This window comes from Granulosicoccus antarcticus IMCC3135 (genome assembly GCF_002215215.1).
Lineage (GTDB): Bacteria > Pseudomonadota > Gammaproteobacteria > Granulosicoccales > Granulosicoccaceae > Granulosicoccus > Granulosicoccus antarcticus.
Genome location: NZ_CP018632.1, coordinates 7,187,198 through 7,211,946 on the forward strand (window position 1 = coordinate 7,187,198; position 24,749 = coordinate 7,211,946).

The 24,749-nt window shown below is 52.2% G+C and carries 21 protein-coding genes; 16 read left to right on the plus strand and 5 right to left on the minus strand.

Features of this window, described 5'->3' with window-relative positions; translation table 11 throughout:
* Positions 1-320: 320 nt before the first annotated feature.
* The 10 genes from IMCC3135_RS31205 (at position 321) to IMCC3135_RS31250 (ending at position 13,058) form a co-directional block, all read left to right on the plus strand.
* Positions 321-2,102, plus strand: coding sequence for a sodium:solute symporter family transporter (locus IMCC3135_RS31205; protein WP_205737801.1), 1,782 nt, complete (start codon positions 321-323; stop codon positions 2,100-2,102).
* A 137-nt stretch (positions 2,103-2,239) separates the two neighbouring features.
* Complete coding sequence (locus IMCC3135_RS31210; RefSeq protein WP_157736454.1) at positions 2,240-4,120, plus strand: DUF294 nucleotidyltransferase-like domain-containing protein; 1,881 nt, start codon at positions 2,240-2,242, stop codon at positions 4,118-4,120.
* 93 nt (positions 4,121-4,213) lie between these two features.
* Positions 4,214-5,491 carry a hypothetical protein gene (locus tag IMCC3135_RS31215; RefSeq protein ID WP_088921147.1) on the plus strand — a complete coding sequence of 426 codons (1,278 nt, stop codon included), beginning with the start codon at positions 4,214-4,216 and terminating at the stop codon, positions 5,489-5,491.
* A 29-nt stretch (positions 5,492-5,520) separates the two neighbouring features.
* Complete coding sequence (locus tag IMCC3135_RS31220) at positions 5,521-6,351, plus strand: mechanosensitive ion channel family protein (protein WP_088921148.1); 831 nt, start codon at positions 5,521-5,523, stop codon at positions 6,349-6,351.
* Between the two features lie 128 nt (positions 6,352-6,479).
* The gene (locus IMCC3135_RS31225; protein WP_088921149.1) at positions 6,480-6,881 is read left to right on the plus strand and encodes a host attachment family protein; all 402 of its coding nucleotides are present in this window, start codon (positions 6,480-6,482) and stop codon (positions 6,879-6,881) included.
* Between the two features lie 48 nt (positions 6,882-6,929).
* The gene (locus IMCC3135_RS31230) at positions 6,930-7,886 is read left to right on the plus strand and encodes a mechanosensitive ion channel family protein (protein WP_088921150.1); all 957 of its coding nucleotides are present in this window, start codon (positions 6,930-6,932) and stop codon (positions 7,884-7,886) included.
* 175 nt (positions 7,887-8,061) lie between these two features.
* On the plus strand, positions 8,062-8,571 hold the full coding sequence (locus IMCC3135_RS31235; protein ID WP_088921151.1) for a 2Fe-2S iron-sulfur cluster-binding protein: 510 nt from the start codon (positions 8,062-8,064) through the stop codon (positions 8,569-8,571).
* On the plus strand, positions 8,568-9,563 hold the full coding sequence (locus tag IMCC3135_RS31240) for an FAD binding domain-containing protein (protein ID WP_088921152.1): 996 nt from the start codon (positions 8,568-8,570) through the stop codon (positions 9,561-9,563). Before IMCC3135_RS31235 ends, IMCC3135_RS31240 begins: the two co-directional genes overlap by 4 nt.
* On the plus strand, positions 9,560-11,761 hold the full coding sequence (locus IMCC3135_RS31245) for a xanthine dehydrogenase family protein molybdopterin-binding subunit (protein WP_088921153.1): 2,202 nt from the start codon (positions 9,560-9,562) through the stop codon (positions 11,759-11,761). Before IMCC3135_RS31240 ends, IMCC3135_RS31245 begins: the two co-directional genes overlap by 4 nt.
* 232 nt (positions 11,762-11,993) lie before the next feature.
* On the plus strand, positions 11,994-13,058 hold the full coding sequence (locus IMCC3135_RS31250) for an aminotransferase class V-fold PLP-dependent enzyme (protein WP_088921154.1): 1,065 nt from the start codon (positions 11,994-11,996) through the stop codon (positions 13,056-13,058).
* Between the two features lie 36 nt (positions 13,059-13,094).
* Here the strand turns inward: IMCC3135_RS31250 and IMCC3135_RS31255 are convergent, their stop codons facing one another.
* Positions 13,095-13,367: an accessory factor UbiK family protein gene (locus IMCC3135_RS31255; RefSeq protein ID WP_088921155.1), complete on the minus strand. Its 273-nt coding sequence runs from the start codon at positions 13,365-13,367 to the stop codon at positions 13,095-13,097.
* A gap of 291 nt (positions 13,368-13,658) precedes the next feature.
* On the opposite strand from IMCC3135_RS31255, the gene IMCC3135_RS31260 reads away from it, so the two are divergent.
* Both IMCC3135_RS31260 and IMCC3135_RS31265 read left to right on the plus strand, forming a co-directional pair.
* Positions 13,659-13,997, plus strand: coding sequence for a P-II family nitrogen regulator (locus IMCC3135_RS31260; RefSeq protein ID WP_088921156.1), 339 nt, complete (start codon positions 13,659-13,661; stop codon positions 13,995-13,997).
* Between the two features lie 44 nt (positions 13,998-14,041).
* Positions 14,042-15,295, plus strand: a complete 1,254-nt coding sequence (locus IMCC3135_RS31265) for an ammonium transporter (protein ID WP_088921157.1) — start codon at positions 14,042-14,044, stop codon at positions 15,293-15,295.
* Positions 15,296-15,590: 295 nt separating this feature from the next.
* Here IMCC3135_RS31265 and yaaA read toward each other — a convergent pair whose 3' ends face one another.
* Positions 15,591-16,385 carry a peroxide stress protein YaaA gene (yaaA, locus tag IMCC3135_RS31270; protein ID WP_088921158.1) on the minus strand — a complete coding sequence of 265 codons (795 nt, stop codon included), beginning with the start codon at positions 16,383-16,385 and terminating at the stop codon, positions 15,591-15,593.
* A gap of 79 nt (positions 16,386-16,464) precedes the next feature.
* Positions 16,465-17,109 carry a site-2 protease family protein gene (locus tag IMCC3135_RS31275; protein WP_088921159.1) on the minus strand — a complete coding sequence of 215 codons (645 nt, stop codon included), beginning with the start codon at positions 17,107-17,109 and terminating at the stop codon, positions 16,465-16,467.
* 265 nt (positions 17,110-17,374) lie between these two features.
* Here IMCC3135_RS31275 and IMCC3135_RS31280 point away from each other — a divergent pair, with 265 nt between their 5' ends.
* Together IMCC3135_RS31280 and IMCC3135_RS31285 are read left to right on the plus strand one after the other, a co-directional pair.
* Entirely contained in the window at positions 17,375-20,170 is a 2,796-nt protein-coding gene (locus tag IMCC3135_RS31280; RefSeq protein WP_157736455.1) for a hypothetical protein, read from the plus strand.
* Complete coding sequence (locus IMCC3135_RS31285; RefSeq protein ID WP_088921161.1) at positions 20,167-20,463, plus strand: hypothetical protein; 297 nt, start codon at positions 20,167-20,169, stop codon at positions 20,461-20,463. The genes IMCC3135_RS31280 and IMCC3135_RS31285 overlap by 4 nt, the downstream gene beginning before the upstream one ends.
* A 40-nt stretch (positions 20,464-20,503) precedes the next feature.
* On the opposite strand, the gene IMCC3135_RS31290 is transcribed toward IMCC3135_RS31285, so the two are convergent.
* The gene (locus IMCC3135_RS31290; RefSeq protein ID WP_157736456.1) at positions 20,504-21,076 is read right to left on the minus strand and encodes a hypothetical protein; all 573 of its coding nucleotides are present in this window, start codon (positions 21,074-21,076) and stop codon (positions 20,504-20,506) included.
* Positions 21,077-21,336: 260 nt separating this feature from the next.
* On the opposite strand from IMCC3135_RS31290, the gene IMCC3135_RS31295 reads away from it, so the two are divergent.
* Complete coding sequence (locus IMCC3135_RS31295) at positions 21,337-23,217, plus strand: hypothetical protein (protein WP_088921163.1); 1,881 nt, start codon at positions 21,337-21,339, stop codon at positions 23,215-23,217.
* A gap of 87 nt (positions 23,218-23,304) precedes the next feature.
* Here the strand turns inward: IMCC3135_RS31295 and IMCC3135_RS35690 are convergent, their stop codons facing one another.
* Entirely contained in the window at positions 23,305-23,601 is a 297-nt protein-coding gene (locus IMCC3135_RS35690; RefSeq protein ID WP_157736457.1) for a DUF2244 domain-containing protein, read from the minus strand.
* A gap of 152 nt (positions 23,602-23,753) precedes the next feature.
* Here IMCC3135_RS35690 and IMCC3135_RS31300 point away from each other — a divergent pair, with 152 nt between their 5' ends.
* On the plus strand, positions 23,754-24,719 hold the full coding sequence (locus tag IMCC3135_RS31300; RefSeq protein WP_088921164.1) for a 2-hydroxyacid dehydrogenase: 966 nt from the start codon (positions 23,754-23,756) through the stop codon (positions 24,717-24,719).
* Positions 24,720-24,749 lie beyond the last annotated feature (30 nt).

Sequence of the window (24,749 nt, forward strand, 5' to 3'; positions counted from 1 at the left end):
CTGTTACCAAATAGACTTGTTTCGTAATGTTTTTCTGACATATTTTTGAATAAGCTTGTAATCATTACATACCTAACAATATTGCAAGTATGGACACTTTCACTGAAAACAAAAAATCGGATTTACTTCAGCAAGCTCGCCTTTCAAGTCAACATATTGGCATACGACCACAAGACAATTACTTCCCCATAAACTGCTCCTCATTTCTTGTAACGTAGTTCACAGACAGATATACTAGAAATCAAACCTGACATGTCAAACTGAAACTTTTGATATGTTTGATAATTTCTTAATCTGCTACCAAGGAGAAAGGCAAGAGCATGGAAATGGAAATTGGCTCGATGATATTCGAGCGAAAAGTCGACCTTGCGCTGATATCGCTCTACCTGGTCTTCATCGTCGCCATAGGCTTCATGTTCAGTGGCAAGTCATCAAACCCCAGTGAATATTTTCGTGGCGGCGGCAAGATGCTCTGGTGGATGACGGGTGCCAGTGCGTTCATGGTGCAGTTCAGTGCCTGGACTTTCACAGGTGCCGCTGGCAAGGCCTACAACGATGGCCTCTCGGTAGCCGCCATTTTCCTCGGCAATGCCGTCGGCTATTTTGTCTCTTTTCTTTTTGTTGCCGAAGTGTTCAGACAAACCCGATGCATCACACCCATCGACGCCATCAAAAGGCGTTATGGTCGCGTCAATGAACAGTTCTTTACCTGGGCGCAGGTTCCTATTGGTGTGATACAGGCCGGCATATGGCTCAATGGTCTGGCTATTTTCACATCGGCGGTGTTCGGCATCAGTATCGAGATGACCATTGTCATCACCGGCGTCATTGTCATGTTCGTATCTCTATCCGGGGGATCATGGGCTGTTGTTGCCAGCGACTACATACAGATGCTTGTGATCATGGCAATCTCCGTCACCGCCACACTGTTTGTTGCAACCGAAGTCGGCATCGTTGAAGTGGTGACAGAGTTTCCACGGGACCTGTTCACCAACAACCTCAGCTATGTAGGCCTGTTCTTTGTCTGGTGCATGATGTCCATCACCAAACAGATATTCAGTACCAATAATCTGTTCGATGCTTCACGCTATCTGGTCGCCAAGGACAGCATCAATGCCAAGAAAGCTGCGCTGTTGGCAGCCATACTGATGTTTGCCGGTACTTTCGTCTGGTTTCTGCCACCGATGGCAACCGCAGTCATGGGTATCGATCTGGCAGCAACTTACCCCACACTTGGTGGTAAGGCTGCGGATGCCTCCTATCTGGCATTTGTTGACACGGTCATGCCTATCGGCATGGTGGGCATCATGATCGCAGCTCTGTTTTCCGCAACCATGTCCTCGATGGACTCCGGACTAAACCGGAGCGCCGGCATCATGGTGCTGAATTTCTACAACCCTATCTTGAAGAAGGGCAACGCCACCAACAGTGAATTGATGCGGATGAGCAAGATCCTCACCTTCTGCTTTGGCCTTGTCATTGTCTTGGTTGGCTTGTTCATCTCTTCGCTCAAGGAGCTGAGCCTGTTCGACATCATGCTGCAAACGGGCAGCTTGATTCAGATGCCAATACTTATTCCTCTGACGCTTGCCATCGTTATCAAGAGAGTTCCTGACTGGGCTCCCTGGGCAACCGTACTGGTTGGCCTATGTGTCTCTCTGGTGTCGAAGTTCGTACTCACTGCCGATATGATCGGCGGCGTTCTGGGCATTGAATTCAGCTCAAGAGAATCCGCCGATCTACTCTTCATCCTGTCTATGGCGCTGCACCTGATCGTCACCATGGGCTTCTTCTTCTTCACCCGTCGTTTCTACAAGGGACTCACGGAGACCAGAACACGTGAGGTTGAAGCGTTCTTCACTGATATTGAAACTCCCGTTGTTTCCAAGGACCAGAACGCCACCGTCGCCGATCTGGAACAAAGGAACAAGCTTGGAATTCTGGCAATCCTGTACGGCGCCTGCATATTCCTGTTGTTACTCGTACCGCAACCAGAAGGCACGACAGGGGCTGTGATGGGCTTTGTTGTCACAGGTGGCATTGTGTTGGGAATCGGCTGTCTGCTCAAACTCTCTGCTCGTGCAAAACCTTCGGCAGGGTAGCAACTCCCAGTAAACAGATTCCACTGCCCCTGACTGATGGTAACGATTGACGAGGTTCCGGCTGACACTGTAGAACAACACGGTGTCGGTCGGACTCTGATCACGCTTCTTTTTAAAAAAAAGGAAATCCCAGAACCTTGAACGAACCCATGCAACTGAGTACCTTCCACCGGTTGCAGCATGTCACGCCGTTCGACAACCTGCCCGACGCCTCGCTGACAGAACTTTGCAGCAGCGCAATACTGCACTCAATAGCGGCTGGCGACAGAATCATCGAAGGCGACACGATGAACCCTGCATACCCGGTGTTTATCATCTTGTCGGGCCGTGTTCGACTAGTCGAGTCAGAGCAGCAGATGACCGTCAGGCATCTTCGAGCCAACGAAGTGTTTGGCCACTTTGCAATGCTCAGAAAACTCCCGCCCCCCTATCGCGCTGAAATCTCCCGCGCCGCCGTGATACTGGAGATCAAACATACAGCTCTGCTGACTTTATTTGCCAGGCATCCAGTCTTTGCTGCCTGGTTCCAGGCGGATTTGCGCCGGTTCGAACGCGAGCTTGGCGCATTCGATGACGTTGCAGGTAGTCGCTTTCTATTTGGCCAGCGCCTGGTCGAGCTGGCAAACGGCCCGGTTATGGTTTGCAGCCCTACCCTGCCAATCCGCGATGTGGCCAGATTGATGGCGAAACATGACAGTGACTGTGTTGTCATCAATTCGGATCAGGGGCCGGTGGGACTGGTTTCCGACAGTGACCTGCGCACTCAGGTCGTAGCAGCCGGGCTGTCATCGGAACTACCGGTTTCAACCATTATGAAGCCAGATCCATTGACGATACGGGCACGCGCATCGGTGTTCGACGGCATGATGGCCATGGAGGATCGGAACTGGCGACATCTGGTATTGCTGGACGATAACGGCGCGCTTCAAGGTGTGGTCAGCGATACCGATCTGGCCCGTGTGCTGCTGAACAGTCCGACAGCTCTGCGTCGACGTGTTGAGCAAGCGGACAACGGCCAGGAATTGCGCAAGCTGCGCAGTGCGGCAGATCAGATGATAGTGACTCTCTATCGTCGAGGCGTACGTGCCGAGGACTTGCTCCAGATCAACACCCGCTTCAATGACGCCATGACAGTGAGAATACTGGACATTGTCAGTGCTCAACTGGATGCGCCGCCCTCAGGATTAACCTGGTGCTGGCTGTCGCTGGGCTCCGAGGGTCGAGGTGAAATGGGGCTGCGCACTGATCAGGACAACGCCATCATTTATGACTCAGACGCGCCAGAGCAGGCCAATACCTGGCTTGCACGCCTGGCAGAGGCCGCCAACGACATGCTGGATGTTGCAGGCATTGCACGCTGCGAAGCTGGCATCATGGCGAGCAATTCTGCGATGCGACACGATCTGAATGGCTGGAGTCACATCATCAAGGAGTGGATGTCAGATACCGATGAGAGCCACCTGCTGTGGATAAGTGCACTGACTGATTGCCGCCCCATCTATGGTGATGGCAAACTGTGTGGAGACCTCAGAACAGAAATTGTACGGATTGTCTCTGAGCGACGCCATTTTCTGCCGATGCTGGCCCGTGAAGCACTTGAACCCGGTTTGCCCGTCAGACACTTTCCCAGCCCACGTCTAAAGGGCTTCAAGGCGGACGAGGGAATGGCATTGAACCTCAAACTTCACGGTACACACCTGGTAACTCATGCCGCTCGCCTGTTCTGCCTGGACGGCGGCTGGCTGGAGCAGACCGGCACCGGAGAGCGTCTTGCCTGGTTACTTGAGCACGACCCCAAGCTACACGATACCGCCCGGGAGGCGATGGTTGCCTATGGTTTATTTGCCGACTTGCGCCTGAGCTGGCATGTGGATCAGACAAGCCGAGGCGAGGAGCTCAGTGATGTCATGCCATTAGTGAAGGTTGGCGAGACACGCAAACGGCTATTGATGGGTGCCTACCAGACCGTTGAGGAAATACGGCAACGCATCAGAACTCAGTTCAGCACCCGTTCCTGACGAAAACTACAGCTGCAGTTCAGCACGCTTGTTGCAAGCTATACTCATGGTCATTACTTTGAGCCTCCGGCCTGCCAGAAGGGGTAAACCTGTTTGCAATATCCTGAGCTCATAACGCTCGATGACTACGAGCGACCCGCCGGACCAACGGTAAATCAACTGGAAGACTGGTTTCAATCAGTACGCAAAAAGTTTGTGGATCGAGATTCGGAAGTTACCGTCACCGACGATCAGCTTTCAAAGGCGAGCATTGAGAGCATCCGCTCATTCACCACTGAACCTGATTGTGCTTTCGTATTCCAGGCACTTGACCAGGCCTACACACAATGGATGGACACGGGATCGCTTGACGACCCGTTACGGTTATTAGTGTTTCCGCCATGTGAGCGTTCAAACCGTGTCGCTAAATGGGCTGAACGTAACCACATCGAGGTACTTGACGCTCCTGATCGCTCCGAGCTGCTATCAATGGATATGCCAGAGGTTGTAATACCGATTGGAGATGGTCCACTCGTCATTCCGAATCTTGAAAAATGGTTTATCCGTCATCGACGTGGCTTACGACATATCCGCGCCTTGTTATCTGCTTTACAGAATAGCTCGCGCCTCTGCCTGGTCTCCTGCAGCAGCTGGTCATGGATTTATCTGAAGAAATCGGTTAACGCTGATCTGGTGTTACCGGCCCCACAATCCCTGGCACCGCTTGATGCTGAATTTCTGGGTAACTGGCTACTCGACCTGCTATCTGACGACTCAGATCAGCCAGTTGTATTTCGTGACTACAAAGACGGCAAGAAAATACTGATTCGTGAAAAGGACGGCACAATGTCCGATAATTTTCTACAACAACTTGCCGACGATAGCAGTGGCATTCCCTGGATAGCCTGGCAGCTCTGGCGCCGAAGCCTGCGTACAGAAGCAAAAATCGAAGACGAAGATGAAGACGAAAAAGCGGACAAGCCCAAGGACAGCAAGGACAGCAAGGACAGCAAGGACAGCAAGGACAGCAAGGACAGCAAGGACAGCAAGGACAGCAAGGACAGCAAGGACAGCAAGGATAGCGAACAACAATCACGCCCCGACGATAAAGAGACGGTTTTCTGGGTAGTTCGAAGTCGACAGCCGACACTGCCCCGTGAGCATGAGCGTGCAGCCTGCCTGCTTTTACAGGCTTTGCTGATTCATGGTTCACTACCTGAAAAAATGCTCTCGGCGATATTACCCTCCATAGGAGAGTCCAATCTGATAGTTGCCATGATTCGCTCAGGCTTTGTTGAACGGCATAACGATGAAGTACGCTGTATGGCAGCAGCCTACCCGACTATCTGGACGTCGCTGGAGAATTCCGGCATGACGATGGCGCCCTTCTGAATGATTGTCAGCAACTCATTGAGTAACACATGCCTGAATTGAATACAGGAGATATCAAAGCCTCCAAACTGATCAACGACCTTGGTGATATCAGCTTCACGCAGATCGCACTGATCATATTCTCAGTGTGGCTGCTGATCTTCTTGTCGCGCCAGTTATTGCCGATCCTGGCAAAACACGGACCCAGTAAACTAAGGTTGTATTTCCTGGCGGCGGTCCCTTTCATTCGCCTGTGCCTGTTGGCAGTTGCGGTACTGATGATAATTCCCATCATCTTCAATATCACGCTCCAGAATTTTCTGGTCATCGCTGGCGCCGTCAGTGTCGCCATCGGCTTTGCATTCAAGGACCTTGCCAGCAGTCTGATTGCAGGCGTGGTTGCGATATTCGAACGCACCTATCGCCCCGGTGACTGGGTAAGAATCGAGGATGACTACGGTGAAGTACAAGAGGTTGGTTTACGCGCCATCACCCTGCGCACACCCGATGATGACATCGTGACCATCGCGCACGACCGCATCTGGAGCAACAACATCAGTAACTCCAATGATGGCCAGCAGACCTTGATGTGTGTCGCAGATTTCTATCTTGATGCAAATCATGACGCAGCTGCGATGCGCGTTGTTCTACACGACATTGCGTTAACCAGTGCTTTTCTGGATTACTCAAAACCGGTACTCGTCATACTGGCAGAAGTACCTTGGGGTTCACATTACAAGCTCAAGGCTTACCCGTTTGACATGCGCGATCAATTTGAATTCATCAGCGATATGACTGTAAGGGGCAAACTTGGCATACGAGAAGCGGGCGCCAAAGAGGTACAGGCACCAGCAATGATTCAGGCAGCTGCACAGGGTTAGGGATTGTTTCACGATCCCTTAGCACAGAAACACAGACTACTTCACTCACTATATTTTTCAATAGTCGTGATAACAGACGTTGAAGTTGTATATTTTCCTTGTCTGAATTAAAAGGAAACTAACGCTGTATGACTATGAAATATCCCCAGAATTGCCTGATTGTCGTTGCTGATGGAACACAAGCTCAGTTGTATCGCAATACAGCCAGCGACGGTTCACTGGAATTGAAAAAAGATAGCGAGCTTGAGCCTGTATCACTGGATGATGATGGTCCCTCCGGCAGTCGTCCGGTTGAATCGTCACAACAAGAGACTGACGAGGCAACGTTTGCGAAACAGTTAGCACACCATCTGAACCGGGCCGCAGGGAAAAAACAATTCAACAGCCTTGTGTTGGTTGCTGATCCGCAAACCCTCGGGCAGATTCGTCCTATCCTCGACAAAGCCGTTAACGAGCTCATGCACAGCGAGCACGCTAAGACATTGACTACGGCCAGTGAGTCAGACATTGTGCGTTCATTAATGAGTTGATTAGCGTTGCCCATTAAATCCATTCCCTTAAAAAAGCACTGAGACACCATGGAAGAAATTGACGCCGACACAGGCAATATCTTCGAAAAACTGGATGCCTGGTTGGACGGGTTTCTTCGACTGCTTCCAAATATTGGTGTCGCCTTGGTGGTATTAGTGCTGGCCATTGTTCTGGCTCATCTACTGGCCAAACTGACCCATAACCGTGCTGTCGCACGAGATCGGCAAAGCCTGGGGGAGGTGGCAAGTGCACTGATAAAATGGGGCATCATTCTGCTGGGTATCATGTTCGCAGTTTCGATCGTAGCCCCATCGATCAAACCGGCCGATATTCTGGCAGGTCTGGGTGTGGGCTCCGTGGCTATCGGCTTCGCCTTCAAGGATATTCTTCAGAACATGCTGGCAGGCATACTGATCCTGCTGCGGCAGCCTTTTGAAGTAGGCGATCAAATCGTGTCAGGTGGGCACGAGGGCACCGTGGAGAAAATAGAAACACGGGCAACTTTCCTGAAAACCTATGATGGAACCCGCGTTGTTATTCCCAACTCCGATATTTATACCAACTCGGTTGTCGTCAAGACGGCATTTGACTCCATTCGCTCTGAATACGACATTGGCGTAGGTTGCAATGATAGCTGGGATGATGCCAAGCGATTGATTCTGGAAGCCGCCTCTGGCTGCGAAGGTGTTCTGGCAGATCCGGCACCCGAGGTCATTCCTGTGGCGCTTGCCGATTTTTCCAACAATATCCGATTACGCTGGTGGACTAAATCCGATCGCTCATCGGTCATACATACGTTTGGCCGAGTCATTGAAGCTGTGTATATCAACCTGGATAAAAACGGCATTGACATGCCTTATCCCACTAGTGTGATGTTATGGCACGACCAGACTGAAGAGACTGATGGTGATCGCAAACGTCAGCGCGAAGGCTGGCCGGCAGGTCAGGCAGACGTGCCCAAGGCGGCGCGAATTTCAGGAGCAAACAGCTCTGAGGGGTCGTGAAACAATCCCTTAGTCATCTAGCCCATCGCTCCGTATCTCAATAAATAATCGCACATTCAGCACCAATCGCTGTTCATCAGCAGGTTTTTGCATCCGTCAATTTTTCAACAGCGTATTGACACTTGGCCAACAGGCTTACTCTGAAAGGCTAATCCCAGCTGTCTGAAAAATCACCATGCAAACACTGAACCTTCGGGTCAATGGCGAAATGCACGAATTGTCAGTTGATGTGCGTACAACCTTACTGGATGCACTGCGCCAACATCTGCACCTGAATGGCACCAAGAAAGGCTGTGATCACGGACAGTGTGGTGCTTGTACTATTTTGCTCAATGGCAAGCGTGTCAATAGTTGCCTGACACTGGCGGTGATGCACGATGGTGACGAGATCACGACCATAGAAGGCTTGGGTAGCTCTGACAGCCTCTCTGCGATGCAACAAGCTTTTGTCAAACACGATGGCTTTCAGTGCGGTTATTGCACCCCAGGCCAGATCTGTTCAGCAACAGCCATGCTGGATGAGATAAAGGATGGATGGCCCAGTTATGTCTCTGCGTCCTTGACCGATACACCTGAACTTTGCTCGGAAGAAATTTCAGAAAGAATGAGTGGCAATCTGTGTCGATGCTCTGCCTACCCGAATATTGTCAACGCCATTGCCGAAGTGGGTGCTGACAAATCATGAGAAGCTTTGATTACGAACGCGCCACGACCGTTGAGCAGGCGACCTCACTGGCAAGCGGACAGCATTCCATGTTCATTGCCGGTGGAACTAATCTGCTTGATCTGATGAAACTTGAAGTGCTGACGCCGCATGTGCTGGTTGACATCAACCGCCTGGACTTACACACCATTGAAAGAAACGATGAGGGTGGCTTGCGAATAGGAGCGCTGGTTGCCAACAGCGTACTCGCAGCCGATGCCCAGATACGACAACACTACGCCGTACTGTCACGCGCCCTGTTATCGGGTGCATCACCTCAGTTACGCAACAAGGCGACCACAGGCGGCAATCTGTTACAGCGAACTCGTTGCTACTATTTTTACGACACAGCTTCTTCATGCAACAAACGCAATCCTGGCAGCGGCTGCAGCGCCCTGCAAGGACGCAACCGACTTCACGCGATTGTGGGTGCCAGTGAACACTGCATCGCCACTCACCCCAGTGATATGGCGGTGGCCATGCAGGTACTGCGTGCAACTGTTGAGATCGAACAACCCGATGGTGATCTTCGCCATGTGCCACTGCAAGACTTCTACTGCTTGCCTGAAACAACGCCACAGTGCGAGAACCAACTTGAGCCCGGAGAACTGATCACTGCCGTACATTTACCTGCACCCGTAGAAAAAAGCTATCAGGCCTATCGCAAGGTGCGTGACCGGGCCTCCTACGCTTTTGCCCTGGTATCGGTTGCTGCCGTCACACAGATACGCAATGGCAGGTTCTCCCACGTGGGTTTGAGCTTTGGCGGTATTGCCCCAAAACCCTGGCGCAATCTTGAGGTTGAAGAGATGTTGCTTGACGAGGCTCCATCAGAGGCATTATTTGAGCAAGCTGCTGACTGCCTGCTGCGCGATGCCAGCGGCCACGGTGACAATGATTTCAAGATACCGTTGACAAAACGCACGCTGATCGCTGTGCTCAATGATGCTGCACGTGCTGGAGATATCGAATGAGCGCCAAAATGACGATGGATCAGCCAGATACCCGTCGACGGCTTGATGATATGGCTCAGGGGCTGATCGGCAAACCACTGGATCGAGCCGATGGCCCACTGAAAGTCAGCGGCAGCGCAACCTATTCGCATGAATGGCCAATTGACAACCAGGCCTATGGGGTTCTGGTTCGTGCGCCTTTCGCCAAGGGTACGGTGCAATCCATTGATAAACAATCTGTACTATCGATGGAGGGTGTGCTTGCAGTCATCAATGATGAACGATTACTACGCAATCCCGCTCAAGGCACCGCTAACGAAGCACCGGTTCAAGGCGTCAAGGACGTTGTCTACCTGGGACAACCCATCGCCTTGGTTGTTGCCGAAACATTTGAATGTGCGCGCCATGCTGCACAATCGCTGAGCTTTGAGTATGAGGCCGCTGATTCAGTCGCTATAGATCCAGAGGCGACAGACGCACAGCTTGAGAAACCGGACGATAAGCAGTTTGAACAAGGTGATGTTGATCAGGCCATGCAGCATGCCGTGTTCTCGGTCGATCAGATTTATAGAACACCGGGTCACAATAGTGCCGCCATGGAACCGCACTGTGCCATTGCGCAGTGGCAGGACGAGAACCTGACCCTTTATGGTAGCTATCAGATGTTGAAGTACAACCGCAATGAGCTAGCAGACTCACTCGGTATTGATGCCGAGCGGGTGCGCATCGTATCCAAGTATGTGGGCGGTGGATTTGGCTCTAAACTGGGTATTGCTCCCGAAGCTGTCGCAGCGGCCATAGCTGCAAAACAACTCCAGCGACCGGTAAGTGTGACGCTATCAAGGCAGCAGGTTTTTGAGGTAGTCATGCGCCGATCAGAGACCCGTCAGCATTTTCAACTGGCTGCTGACAAATCAGGCGTGCTGACGAGCTTGAGTCATGTCAGCCTGGTATCCAACTTGCCCGATGAGACGTTTGCAGAACCGGTTGGTCAGGCCACCCACTTTATCTATGGCGGGAAAAACCGACGCATCGGCTTGCAGATAGCACGGCTCAACAAAACCTGTGCAGGCTCCGTACGCGCACCTGGTGAGGCGGTGGGTGTTACAGCGTTGGAAAATGCCATGGATGAACTGGCAGAGGCCGCGGGCATTGATCCGGTTGAACTACGCCTGATTAATATTCCGGACAACGATCCAGAGCAGGACATACCTTTTTCATCTATGAAATTTCGTGAAGCACTCAAACTAGGTGCTGAACGATTCAACTGGAATCAGCGACAATCCAAACCCGGCCAGGTGCGCGAAGGCGAGTGGTTGATCGGCATGGGCATGGCATCCGCAGCCAGAGTCAACATGCTGATGGAATCTGAGGCGAAAGTCACCCTTGCCGCAGATGGGTCTATAACCGTAGAGACCGATATGACGGATATCGGCACAGGCAGTTACACCATCCTGGCGCAGATAGCCGGTGAGATGCTTGGTATTCCGATGAGTCGGATAGCAACACATTTGGGTGATACAGACCTGCCCGCCTCTGCCGGCTCAGGTGGGTCCTGGGGCGCATCCTCCTGCGGCTCAGCGGTATACGTTGCCTGTGAAGACATCCGTTCGCAAATCTGCAAGAAGCTGAACTGTCAAAACGATGAGTTGACACTCAAAGACGGTCACGCTATTGCACGCAACAAGCGATACGATCTGGTTGAACTCCTTGACGGAGAAAGCTTGCAAGCTGTCGGGCATATCGAACCCGGTGATACCAGCAAGGATGTTCGCCAAGCCACTTTCGGCGCTCATTTTGCCGAAGTAGCCGTCAACTCAATTACCGGAGAGACTCGCGTACGGCGCATGCTGGGTGTCTATAGCGCCGGACGCATATTAAATGAAAAAACAGCGCACTCCCAGTGTTATGGCGGCATGATATTCGGCATTGGCATGGCACTGACTGAGGAGCTGATGCATGATCCCCGTGACGGTCACATCGTCAATCGCGATTTGGGCGAATACCATGTACCAGTCAATCTTGATGTACCGCAGCTGGATGTCGTTTTGCTTGATGAGCGAGATGATCATGCCAGCCCCATTCAGTCCAAGGGCATTGGTGAGCTGGGCATCTGTGGTGCAGCCGCCGCAATCGTCAATGCGATCTATAATGCAAGTGGAGTACGCGTTCGAAACTACCCGGCAACTCTAGACAAGATCTTGCCCCATCTGAAATAGATCACACGATCAAGCCACTGCTGTTGTTTTTTTTATTCAGCGGCTGACGCTCAAATCATGGATCGATCTTCGCTTGCAAATCGAATTGAGTGTCAGCCTTCATTTTGTCTATCGTCCGCACGAGCTAAAAAATATTCACCACCAGGTTGATACCCTTCTTTTCTTGAATGCCTGAAATTTGTATCTGGTCTAGAATGCTAGTCACACTTAGTGCGCAAAAGCCTTATCCTGAATGAGCATTTACCTGAACTCTGCCAGCCATGGCCTGCCATCAAAGGCAACCGTGGAGCGTATGGTCTCTCATCTGCAACTGGAACTGGCCAGCGGTACAACCCACGCTGCCAAGTCGGCTCAGGAAGAAGTTGAAAACGTACGACTCCTGGCAGCCACGCTGATTGGTGCCGAGCCTGACGACATCGGGTTCACCTCCACTACAACATCCGCCTGGCTACCGCTGGCAACGCTTGCGTCTACCAAGGGCAAACGCATCCTGGTGGCTCCACACGAATGGGGCGATAACATTCGACTGTTGCAGAGCCTTGCCGCACAAACTGACTGTACCGTCGAGGTTCTGCCCGAGCTGGATCTTGAAGCCCCGAACCTGGATGAGTGGCAGGCCTGTCTGGATGAAGACGTGGCGGCCCTGTATGCCCCCATGGTCACTAGTGTGCACGGCCTGAGATACCCCATCGAGGCTATCGGGCGCCTGCCCAGACCAACAGGGTGTCTGTTTATCGTCGATGCCGCTCAGGCTCTCGGACAAATCCCTGTCGATGTCACACAGCTAGGGTGCGACGCCCTTGTGTCGACCTGCCGTAAATGGTTACGCGGCCCCAAGGCGACCGCTTTGTTCTGGACAGCACCGTCATTACCCTCGAGCTTTCGCATCAATCAATTGCAGCCCGTTGATGCCAGTATCACGTTGCAACTGGGGCTTGGCAGCGCACTGCGTGAAGCCTTGGATACCGGTATACCGCAACGACAACAAGACATCACCCGCTTGACTGCTCATGCGCATCAGCAGGCTTGCCATATGCAACTTGAGAACATCACCGTACACCCCATTCCGAGCGGCACCCTGGCGATAGAGTTTCCGGTGAGCTACACGCAACGCGTTCAAAAGGGATTGCTGGAAGCCGACATGATCGCAAAACTACCTGACAGGCAGCATTGCGAGCCATTTTCGCCAGGATTCAATAACGATACGCAAATGCTGCGAGTATCGCCCAATGTGTACAACACGGCTGAAGAGATAACCCTGTTCATGCACTGCCTGAAAGGTTTGTTGAGTCCATAGACTCTCACTGCGTCTTGATCGACGCTTGCCAGTGCATCAGTCAGTTGTGCTCGATTTGTCAACGTCAACAGCAGCAGGTTCGAGTTCGCTGATGCGAGCCTCCAGGTCCTTTAACTGCTGGCGCGTCTTGCGTAGAACCGCGGTTTGAACATCAAACTCCTCGCGAGTCACCAAATCCAGATTGCCCAGAGCGCTCTGTACCGCTGACTTGGCATTGCGCTCGAAGTCTTCCTTCAGATCGGACACTCCTGGAGGCAGAAGCTTGCCCAGAGATTTGGAAATATCGTCAAAAACACGCGCATCTATCATGATTCAGGTCTCGCTCTATTCAGTTAAGTGTGCGATGTCCAGGCAAAACAGACATCGGTAGCCAGAAGCACAGCTTACGACATTCAAACGTATCTGGATGCATCGAAACGGACTCAACATTTTCGCACCCATTTAGTGCGCTTTTGAGAAAGCAGCGCACCAAGATGTTGCACCCATTCAATGGAGAGGTGCATCTACAATCTCTATCCTGTTGATTAAAAAGACATTTAATAGATGGCACGCATGATGTAACTCCTAACTCATCTTTGACCAATAGCGGTGGAAAGCCCCATGAAATTAGTAACGGCAATTATCAAACCTTTCAAGCTAGAGGAGGTTCGAGAAGCTCTATCTGTCATCGGCATACAAGGCATGACCGTCACCGAAGTCAAAGGCTTCGGTCGGCAGAAAGGCCATACCGAGTTGTACCGGGGCGCTGAGTACGTGGTGGACTTCATTCCCAAGACCAAAATCGAAATCGGCATCGACGATGCTCAACTGGACGCTGTGATCGAAGCCATCACGGGTGCGGCAGGTTCGGGAAAAATCGGCGACGGCAAAATATTCGTCATGAACCTGGAAAGCGCCATCCGTATTCGAACTAACGAAACCGGACCTGTCGCGCTTTAAGGCACCAACAGATCACATAAAAATAGTAGAGAGAAAACTATCCAATGGAACAACTAGCTGAACTGAGCTACGCGCTCGATACCTTTTACTTCCTTATGGCAGGTGCCCTGGTCATGTGGATGGCAGCAGGATTTGCCATGCTCGAAGCCGGCCTTGTCCGTGCCAAGAACACCACTGAAATCCTGACCAAAAACATCGTGCTGTACGCACTGGCCTGCATCATGTTCATGTTCGTCGGCTACAACGTCATGTACCCCGGTGCCGATTACGAAGGCGGCTACATGCCAGTACTGAGCTTCCTGCTCGGTGCCGAGAATGCGGCTGACGTCTTTCAGGCTGGCGGTGAGGATGCTCCTTACTACTCTGCCCGGTCTGACTTCTTCTTCCAGGTTGTGTTTGTAGCAGCCGGCATGTCTATCGTTTCTGGTGCAGTCGCCGAACGCATGAAACTCTGGTCCTTCCTGCTGTTTGCTGCTGTCTTTACTGCGTTTATCTACCCTATCCAGGGCTTCTGGAAATGGGGCGGCGGCTGGCTCAACGCAGCTGGCTTCCAGGATTTTGCTGGTTCCGGTGTGGTCCATTTGTGCGGTGCGACCGCGGCTCTGGCAGGCGTTCTGCTGCTGGGCGCCAGAAAAGGCAAATATGGTGCTAACGGCGCAGTGGTACCAATTCCTGGTGCAAACATGCCCATGGCAACTCTGGGCACTTTCATCTTGTGGATGGGCTGGTTTGGCTTCAACGGCGGCTCGCAGCTCAAGATCTCCAACTTCGGTGATGCCAATGCTGTAGCGGCCATCTTTGTCAACACCAACATGTCAGCTGCGGGTGGTGTTGTTGCCGCACTGCTTGTTGTCCGCATGATCTGGGGCAAGGCGGATCTGACCATGGCACTCAATGGCGCTTTGGCCGGACTGGTTGCTATCACGGCTGAGCCACTCGCACCATCACCACTACTGGCCACTGCCATTGGAGCGGTTGCCGGTGTACTGGTGGTGTTCTCCATCATCTCGCTTGATCGTTTGAAGATTGACGATCCTGTCGGCGCAATCTCTGTTCACGGCGTAGTGGGTATCTTCGGCCTGATGGTCGTACCTTTAAGCAATACGGATGCATCGTTCGGAGTTCAGGCGCTGGGTATGGCCTCGATCTTCGCCTGGACATTCATCACCAGCCTGATCGTTTGGGGCATCATCAAGATGGTATTCGGAATCCGCGTCAGCGAGGAAGAAGAGTACGAAGGTGTTGATATCTCAGAATGCGGCATAGAAGCCTACCCTGAGTTCGGAACACGCGGCTAAAGCCAGGTTTCAATAAGCACGGCTATGGCGAGGATTGAGTTTTTCGATCCTCGTCTGTTATTTCAAGAAGGGCGTCAGCATAAGGTTGACGCCCTTTTTGCGTTATGAAGAGCGTTGAAGGACAAGTGGCGGACTCAGCGCTACCGTCAACCTCAGGGCAGGCTTCAAGATGGCGAACAGGAGCCATATAACGATAACGTCAGTCAAGATTGGCAAGGCTTTTGCCGATACTTTTCTTATGACAATGATTGCGCTATTGGGCTGCCTGATACTAGCAGCCGAGATCCGTTTTCGACTAGGCCAGATACGGTCGCGCCGCCTCCTCCGAGCGCAAGAATACCGGCTGCCCTTCTGACGATGATTGCTCGTCGAAGCGATAACCCAGATCTGTAAAATTCAGCACTTGATCAAGACCCTTTGCACGGGTCTTCACCAGATTGCGCGCCATCGCTCCTCGTGCCTTTTTGGCAAAGAAACTGATGATCTTGTAGTTGCCATTTTTCTCATCCTTGAATACCGGTGAAATCAATGGTGCACTCAGTTTGTTCGGCTTGATCGATTTGAAGTATTCATTCGATGCCAGATTGACCACACAGGCATTCTGATCACTGTCCAGCTCTGCATTGAGATGTTCTGTCAGTCGTTCGCCCCAGAACTCATACAGACTCTTGCCCTGAGCGGTTTGCAGTGAAGTCCCCATCTCCAGGCGGTAGGCCTGCATCAGATCCAGCGGCCGCATAACCCCATACAGTCCTGAGAGAATACGCAAATGCTGCTGGGCGAAATCCAGATCGCCCCCATCCAGAGTGTCCGCATCAAACCCTGTATACACATCACCCCGAAAGGCCTGAATGCACGGCCGCGCATTGTTCGTATCAAATTGTGGCTGCCAGCTTGAGAAGCGTTCAGCATTCAAGCTCGCCAAAGCATCACTGATATGCATCAGTTCGCTCAGCTTGTCTTTGGAATAACTCTGCAAGGTATCAACAAGCTTTTTGGAATCTTCCATGAAAGCAGGCATCGTTGGCTCGGCAACGCGCGAAGGCGTCTCCATGTCCAGCGTCTTGGCAGGTGATAGCAGAATCAGCATGTCGATCAGTTCAGTAAAAAGTCGTCAGAAAAGAGGAAGGGACAGGTTTCGTGACGTGGTGCTCGATTGCACCACACACTCAAACGATGACCAGTGCGCTCATCAACCACTGGGCTGCGGCACGCAATGCATCAAAAATGGGCAGACCAGCATAGCTGAGCAACAACAGGCCTAGTACCGCGAAGGCGCCGTAACGCTGATTCAGATCCCGATACGCCTTGGAGATAGCACGTGGCAGGAAGTACGGCAGTATGTAGTGCCCATCGAGTGGACCTATCGGAATCAGATTGAACAACATCAATAACAGATTGATGTAGGTAAACAGATAGAAGAAAGTGCTTGCTGATTCAGACTGTACAAACGTGTAACCGTTCATCGCTGCCAGCGCATAAATGTTGATCGCCAGAAAGGCAAGTATCAGATTCGCAAGAGGACCTGCAGCAGCGATCACCAGGCTGGCCCAGAAAGAAGTGAAATTATTCGGATTCGTCGGCACCGGCCTGGCCCAGCCGAAACCGACAATGATGATCATCAGCAATCCCATCGGATCGATATGAGCAATGGGATTCAAGGTCAATCGCCCCTGCTTCTGCGCCGTATTGTCGCCATACAATTTAGCGGACCAGGCATGCCCGAACTCGTGACAGGACAGCGAAATGACAATAGTGATAAGCAACAGGGCGAACGTCATCACCTGCCCCTGAAACAACAGTTGGATCATCATGGTGCTGTGTAGTACTCCCGCTTGATCATGTTATGTGTACTCATGTTATGCGTACTCATGTTATGCGTACTCATGCTTTTATACTGTGCCTTCGCGCGTCGCATGGTACACGCTCAAACTCATTGGTGAGCCTCACCCCCTTCAAGTCTCGACGACTCGCAATGCAGGTGTGGTATCCGTACAAGGTCATTGACGCTAAACTCCCGATATGGACAAACTGGCCCAACCAAGCACAACGCATGTTCCCTTATATCCTCGAAATCGCGTGAATTACTCTAGAAATAATCGCAATGGCAGAATACTGCTGTTTGCTCTGGGCTATCTGGCCTCAGCGATGTCGTTGACAGTGCTTCCCGCAAGTGCCCAGACCGAGACTCAACCCACAAATGTGGAAATAGTCGACGCCCCCCCAAGCTCCTCAGCAACTATTCTGGAAACACTGTCTGACACTGCTCGGGCTGAAGTTGAGCGCATCTGCCTGCCATTGCAGTTCCAATCGGGAGCTATGGCCTATCGTGAGTGTATCAATGAGCAGATTGACAATCAGTCAACGAAGCCTGCGGCAGCAGTACCGTACACCAGGCCCAGCTTTGATGAGGAATATGCCATTCAACAGGTCTGCCAGAACAAAGGTGCTGTGAATTCTGATGCCTACCAGGCCTGTGATGAAGAACAACTCGCCAGCCTGGTCGGCGTGCCAGAACCCGCTCTGGAGCAAATCACAGAGGATGAAACCTATGCGGTTCAACTCGGCTGCTATGACGTCCAGACCAACCAGGGCGCAAAAGCCTACAGGCAATGTCTGACTGAATCCGTCAACCGGCTGCTCGCACTCCCTCGACCCGATCTCTCAGCACTGTCGATAGTCGACAAAAACGCTCTACAACTGCGATGCTCAGCACAGAATGAAGGTGCTGTCGGCTACCGTAATTGCCTGCTCGATGCTGTGAATGGTGCGACCCTGACACCACAGGCCAGCGCCATACCCAGTGAAGCACCACCAGCACAAGCGGATACCACATCCCCTGCCGAACTTCCTGCAGGTACCGGCACCCAGATCAATGATTCGCTACTGACCGATAACACAGACACCGCCGACACCCTGACTCAGGCTGCTTCCAGTGAGAGTGAAACCGGGATTGCAAACCCATTGGCAACTGCCGATCCGACCATTGCAGGGACCGCCCCTGAGGCTCCGACTGAACTTGACGCCGTTGAGACAATTGAACCTACACTCACCGCGACGCCGGTCGACACTGGCATCCCGAGCAGCGCCAATGAGGACAGCGCCGCCCAGCCGGAACTCTCACTCGATGAAGAGAAGCAACCACCTCTGAGCAAGGAGTTGCTGCTGGCTCGCCTGCAAAACGGTATTGAAGGCATGAATGACATGACACGCATGCTCATGTGGGCAGCAATAGCCTTGCCGATTCTTCTGATACTTTCATGGCTGTGGTTACGTGGCCGAAACTCAACGCCTGACTACAACGATGCGGCAACTGACTACCCCGTAAATGGTCGTGGTGGCGTTGATACAGCACCTTACCGGCCATCATCCTCACCTCGAAGGAACATGTCAGATGAGCTTGCGGGAGAGGACATGCAGCTGAACCTTCGCGCAGCCCGTCAACCCGACCCGGCTGACGACACCATGAACTTCTCCAGGCAGATGGATGAGCTTTTTGGCGACTCGGAGCTGGAAGCTGAAGCAGGTAAAGAACCAGCTCGCACGGCAAAGCAGGCCAATTACCGAGATATTGATACTGCGCCCTTACGAGGCACCGCCCGGGACGCCGCCCGGGACGTCGCCCCAAAGCCTGAAATCGAAACGATATCTGTACCTGATATAACACTGGATCCTGCCCCGGCCCTGACCTCGGCCACGCTTGCCACCGCCGCGACACGGAATACGGGCTCTGACTCGGATTTCGATTCAGAGCTGCATTCTGATTCCAGCTCGAACCTCGATTCAAGCTTGAACTCAAGCCTTGATTCGAGCCTGGACTACACCACCAGTTTTGACTTCAGCCCCGGATCGGACCCAGACTTCAATCTGGATACAGATTTTGATATCGATATTGATACAGAGACGGGCGCCGAATCTAAACCCGACACTGACACTGACACTGACACCGATACCGATACCGAACTCGACTCTGACTTTGACACCGACATCGTTCCTGCTCTTACTGCCGATGCAGAGGTAGTTGCACCCACAGTTGCACCCGCAGATGTAGTTGCCGACGCCAGTGCTGATACCGATACCACCCCTGCTTCGGCTTCAGCCGCCGTAGAAGCCTCGACCGAAGAATCGCCTGCACCGCCAGAAGAAATCACGCTACAGCCTGCGACAGAGCGTGATGATTATCTTGCCTGGTTGAGCGTTCAGGACGAGGCCAAGCAGCAGACTCTGGCGATAGAATTTCTCATCTATTGGATGGCCTATTCGGATGAGCGCTACGAACCCGAATTGAAGCAGAAGATTCTCCAGCTACAGGACCCGAACGATCACGATCTGATCAAGCGTTGGGCGCTGGAACAGGATGTACACGCCTTTGCGGGCAATCTGCAATGGTTGCAATACAATCTGAGAACAGAGCAACACGAGCAGATTATCAATCTTCTGCTGGCGCTGCTGGTCAGTGAAAACGCCTTGACGCCTGCGCAGAATACCTTGCTACGGTTTCTCGCCGACGCCTTCGGATTGGGCAGTGAACGCCTCGACGAGTTGTTCCAGGCAGGCTTCGGTTATCCCATGCCACCCCTACCCCGACTCGACAGACCCGATTGGTGGAAGCTTCAATCAGCCGACACGCTCAAACGATGGGATGCGCGCTCCGTCTCCAGACAACGCACACAAATTCGTTATCGAGTTGCTCTGGGCTTGCCCCTAGACGGCGATCTGGACTCGAAAACCATCATTGCCAGCTACCAGCGAGCAGCAAGACGCTGTCACCCGGATCGCTTCAATCGTCTGTCATCGCGCGAACAGAACCTGATTGCCAAACAGCTTGAAAAATACCAATTGGCTGCAGAGTCATTATTGGAGGTAACCGCATGAAGAACTACCTTGCCCGCCTTGGCTTACCCAGAAAAGCGACAGGACCTCAGATTACGGACGCCATTGCAGAAGCCATGGACTACACCAGCGATACTCAGTCCGTTCTGGATGCAGAAACCATTCTGACGGAGAAAGTGACACGCGCCTACTACGAGCGTACTCACCTGCAATATGAAGCTATCAGCGCAGCTCTTGATTGCCTGCTGACACCAGGCGCGCTGGATTCGCATCGATGGGCCGCACGCACCGTTGAATTCGATACCTCTGTACCAGAAGACGCTCAGGGCTCGTGAAACAATTAAATATCCCTCGCCCTCTCAGGCTTTCTGCAAGCTAGTACGGAGCAGGCTCGTGTTGCTTGCAGCGATTTTCCACCGCCATTGTGCTCATGCGCGAGCCGAGTAACGAAAATACCGCAGTATTCACCCTGTTGGCATTCGGAGGACGCTGAGCATCTTGTGTCGCAGGCACCCAGTTGATACTGAAGTGCGAAGAACTATCGATGAGGCTGCGAAGTTTCTGCTGCTCATCTTTGTTGCCGTTATAAGAATACTGCAGCGATGTAGATGACAACTCGTCAAGTAGCACGGGAAATGCTATGTCTTCGCCGTCCGCCGTCATTTGCAGAGCAAAGTCATTATTGATTGCTCCCACAATCTCTGCACTCAGAATCACGCTGACCATCGGTGAACAGCTGAAGCGAGGTGCGAAGGCGATCTGCAATGAGGCCTCAGGAATATTCTTCGACGGCGTCTGAGCCACGTATTCGTTGAGAACAGAGTTATCAGGCAGCGATACCTGATCCAGAGCACCAAACCAGCTCTGAAATTCCGTGCCCGCCAATGGCTTACCGTGCGTCTCGGCAACAACGCCCGTCATGGGAAAAAATGCGAATGCAAAACCCATGAAAGCAGACCACCGAAAGTACATATTTATCTCTTTTGGAACACCGGGAAGGCAGCCTGGCTGCAAAAGTCGCAATCAAACCTCGAATGGACTGTTGTAACTGACTACGTTGCAATTGTAAAGCTGCATTCCTGTGCATCCTGATTGATATCACACCTCGAACCGACCGCTGACCGTAACACCCACTTCACAATTCGCGCAAACAGGGCACCGTATTTGCTTCGTGGTTCTCAGTTCAATAAGTTTCGCGGATGTGTCCAATGAATCTCTACCTATTCAAGTATTGCCTGCCCTTGCTTCTCGGCTATGCGCTGTTCATGGGGCTCTCAGGGCGCATCAATCCGTTTCTAAAACCCGATTACGCGGAAGAGCGACCCTCTTGGTTCCTCGGGCTGTGGGCTGGTCTCTCGGTCACCATCGTCATGATGGTCGGTTCCAATATGGCCCTCTCCATGAGCGTAGAGGGTGTCAGACAGTTACTACTGCCAACGATCTTATTCATGGCGGTGCTGCTGACTCCAGGGTTTCTTGTCTACCTGAATTATCGCCGCGAGATGGCCAGCGAACTGCGAGCGTCTCGCTTGAACAGGGTCAATCGCGAAAAAATCAAAGCCAGAGCCAGAGACACCCACAACAGACTGGACGTGCTGCCATCTGAGCTCGCCAACCTTGCCAATGACGCCACACAACAGGCTCCCGATTCCAACAACCAAGCGCAGGACACTATGAGAACTCCCGATACCAACGCGCCAATCGTTGCCGCTTTCCTGGATTCCGCAGACTTACAAACACTGGATACCGAGCAACTGGAAGCAGCCAATAACGAGACTGCACTGCCCGTGTCTGACTTTCTAACTGCAGATGATTCTGAGCAAGATGACTTTCTTGACGAAACGATTTTTGAGGATTTTCACTATTCCATTCTGGATCTCGATGACACGACTCTGTCTGACCTGTCGCTGACAGACGCCTTGTCAGCTATCGAGTCCAACACCGAAGCCGAAGCCAACCCAGGCGTTATCGCGGATGCCGTCGCCAACACCGTCGCGGATGCGAACTCAGTTACGCACTACACCGAAGAGAGCGCCAACACGCCCCCCTTGTCGGACATCAGCTTGGACGCTATCGAAGACTCCTATGATGACCTGTCATGGGATGCCGTAGACAATCTGCCCTCTGAGTTGAAGTTTGAATATGACTCACCAACCGACTTTGAGGACGAACTGCTGTTTGAACCCGAAGCAGTACTCGAAGCCACCCGTAAACGGGAAGAGAACAATCCTTTCGTTGAACTTGAAATCCCGGTCGATACCGAACAAACCCCAGAGTTGTCAGATACAAAATCCGAGGAGCCGATCGACACTGTCAGCGAGCATGTAACCTTTATCGCCGAGCTCGAGTTTCTGGTGTCTGACCTGCAGATGGAAGACAGCAATTCAACAATCGAAAAAACGCCTGAACAAAGTCGCAATGAGCCTATCGAGGTAACTGGCGTAACTGCGAATGAAACGATCTTGCAACAGCACCTTGCCGACGAAAGATCAGCTCATGAGAAGACAGCCAAACAACTCAATGCCACCCGTAAAGTACTAGCGACTTTAACGTCCGGCACCGACGGCTCTGAGTCAGAAGCGACCGTCAGCTTTCTGCAGATGAAGAATGAACTAGCACATAATCGTAGCCAGATGATGACGCTGGAAACTGATGTGCAACTTGAAACATCGCATCGACTGGACCTGGAAGCTGTGATTGAGGAGCTGAAAAAGGATCTGATTGCCAGCAAGCAAGACGTACGTCGCAGTACGGCAGCTCGAGCCAAGGCCCTGAGCACGGCTAACAAGGCAATAGCGTTCGCTCGTCAGACCCTGCAAGTGCGTTCAGTGCTCGAAGAAGAACTTGATCAGGCGCGTGAGACGCTCTCAAAACGTCAGAGCACGATCAGCAGCCTGATTCATGAGTTAGAACAGGAGAAGGAGAGAACGCAGGAGGAAGTCTCTTACATGGTTCAGCAACTGGTGCAGCACGAACAAGAACTCAAGTCGCGTCGCAACCAGAAAATCACAACTGATGTGTTCGATGAAAACCTGACGACACGGACACCAAAGCGGGTAGACACCCAGACACTCAGTACAGATATGTAATTTGTTCAGCTGCGGGTTTTGCAGGCCAGGTCCTGCAAAACCGCTGTGTCAGACCATGCTCGTTATAACGATCGACAACTGTCTCATCTAGACTCGCAGCTGACCTACTCGCCTCGAGATATTACGACTATAGCTTGGAAAATCACTCGCACGTACACGACCGGTACAGGGCTCCAGTTCATCACGTCGTTTTCCGAAATCTTCCCTGGATTCGTAACTTTCCCTTGCTCTGCGCTGCATTCCCAACATGCACCAGACAGCAAAAAGATATACGACTAAAAACGCCAACAGGATATGAACACCCTGCATAGTGAGTAACGAAACAACCCCTGCAAATACAATCGTACAACACGCGATGACTCCCATGACTTGATATGGACTCATGGCACCGCTCTATTATTTGACTTGAATTTAAATATACTCGCGACGCTCTAACATGGCAAGCCTGCAATATTTGTGATTAGGCGGAGAAGCCGTTGTTCTCTAGCTGCGAGTGTGTTACTTCAAGACTCCACTTTAAATAAAGCGATTTATTCATGTCAAGCAAGCCCGTTGTCTGGATAACCCGGACCCTGTCTGCCAATACACTAGAGCGAGCACGTGCTCACTATTCAGTTATCTTCGACCCCTCTGACACACCCGCTGATGCGGCGACCATCATCGCGCGTAGCGCAGAGGTGGATGCCATCATTCCCTGCCACTCCGAGGCCTTTACTGCAGAGGTAGTCGCTCAACTTTCAGATCGGGTGAAAATCATTGCCAACCACTCTGTCGGTGTCGATCACTGCGATCTGAACGCTCTGCAGCAACGCGGCATCGTAGTAACCAACACGCCCGATGTGTTATCCGATGCCACCGCCGAAATCGCCATGCTCTTGTTACTCGGTGCCGCCCGACGTGCTGCCGAAGGCGATCATATGATCCGCAGTGGTGAGTGGAAAAACTGGAGCCCCTCTTTCATGGTTGGCCATCAAGTCACAGGCAAGCGCATTGGCATCATCGGCATGGGCAAGGTCGGCCAGGTTATGGCCCGTCGAGCCCGCGGTTTTGACATGGAAGTGCATTACCATAATCGTAAGCGACTGAGTGTTGAGGATGAGCAAGGCGCCATCTTCCATGAGACGCTAGACACTCTGCTGCCACAAGCACAGTTTCTTTCTCTGCACTGCCCGACCACCGACACGACCCGCGGCATGATCAATCAGGACACGTTGTCAGCCTTGCCGCAGGGCGCCATACTGATCAACACCGCCAGAGGCCCACTGATAGACGAAGCCGCGCTGCTGGCTGCCATCGAGTCGGGACAACTGGCCGCCGCAGGGCTGGATTGTTTTGTCAACGAACCTGGCGGCAACACAGAGTTTTCAAAGTATAAGCAAATATTCATGCTGCCACATATCGGCAGTGCCACCTTTGAAACGCGGGACGCCATGGGGTACAGGGCACTGGACAATCTGGATGCATTTTTCGCAGGCAAGGAGCCTACTGATCGACTGGTCTAACCTTCAGGCTTGTTGACGACAAATAGCAAG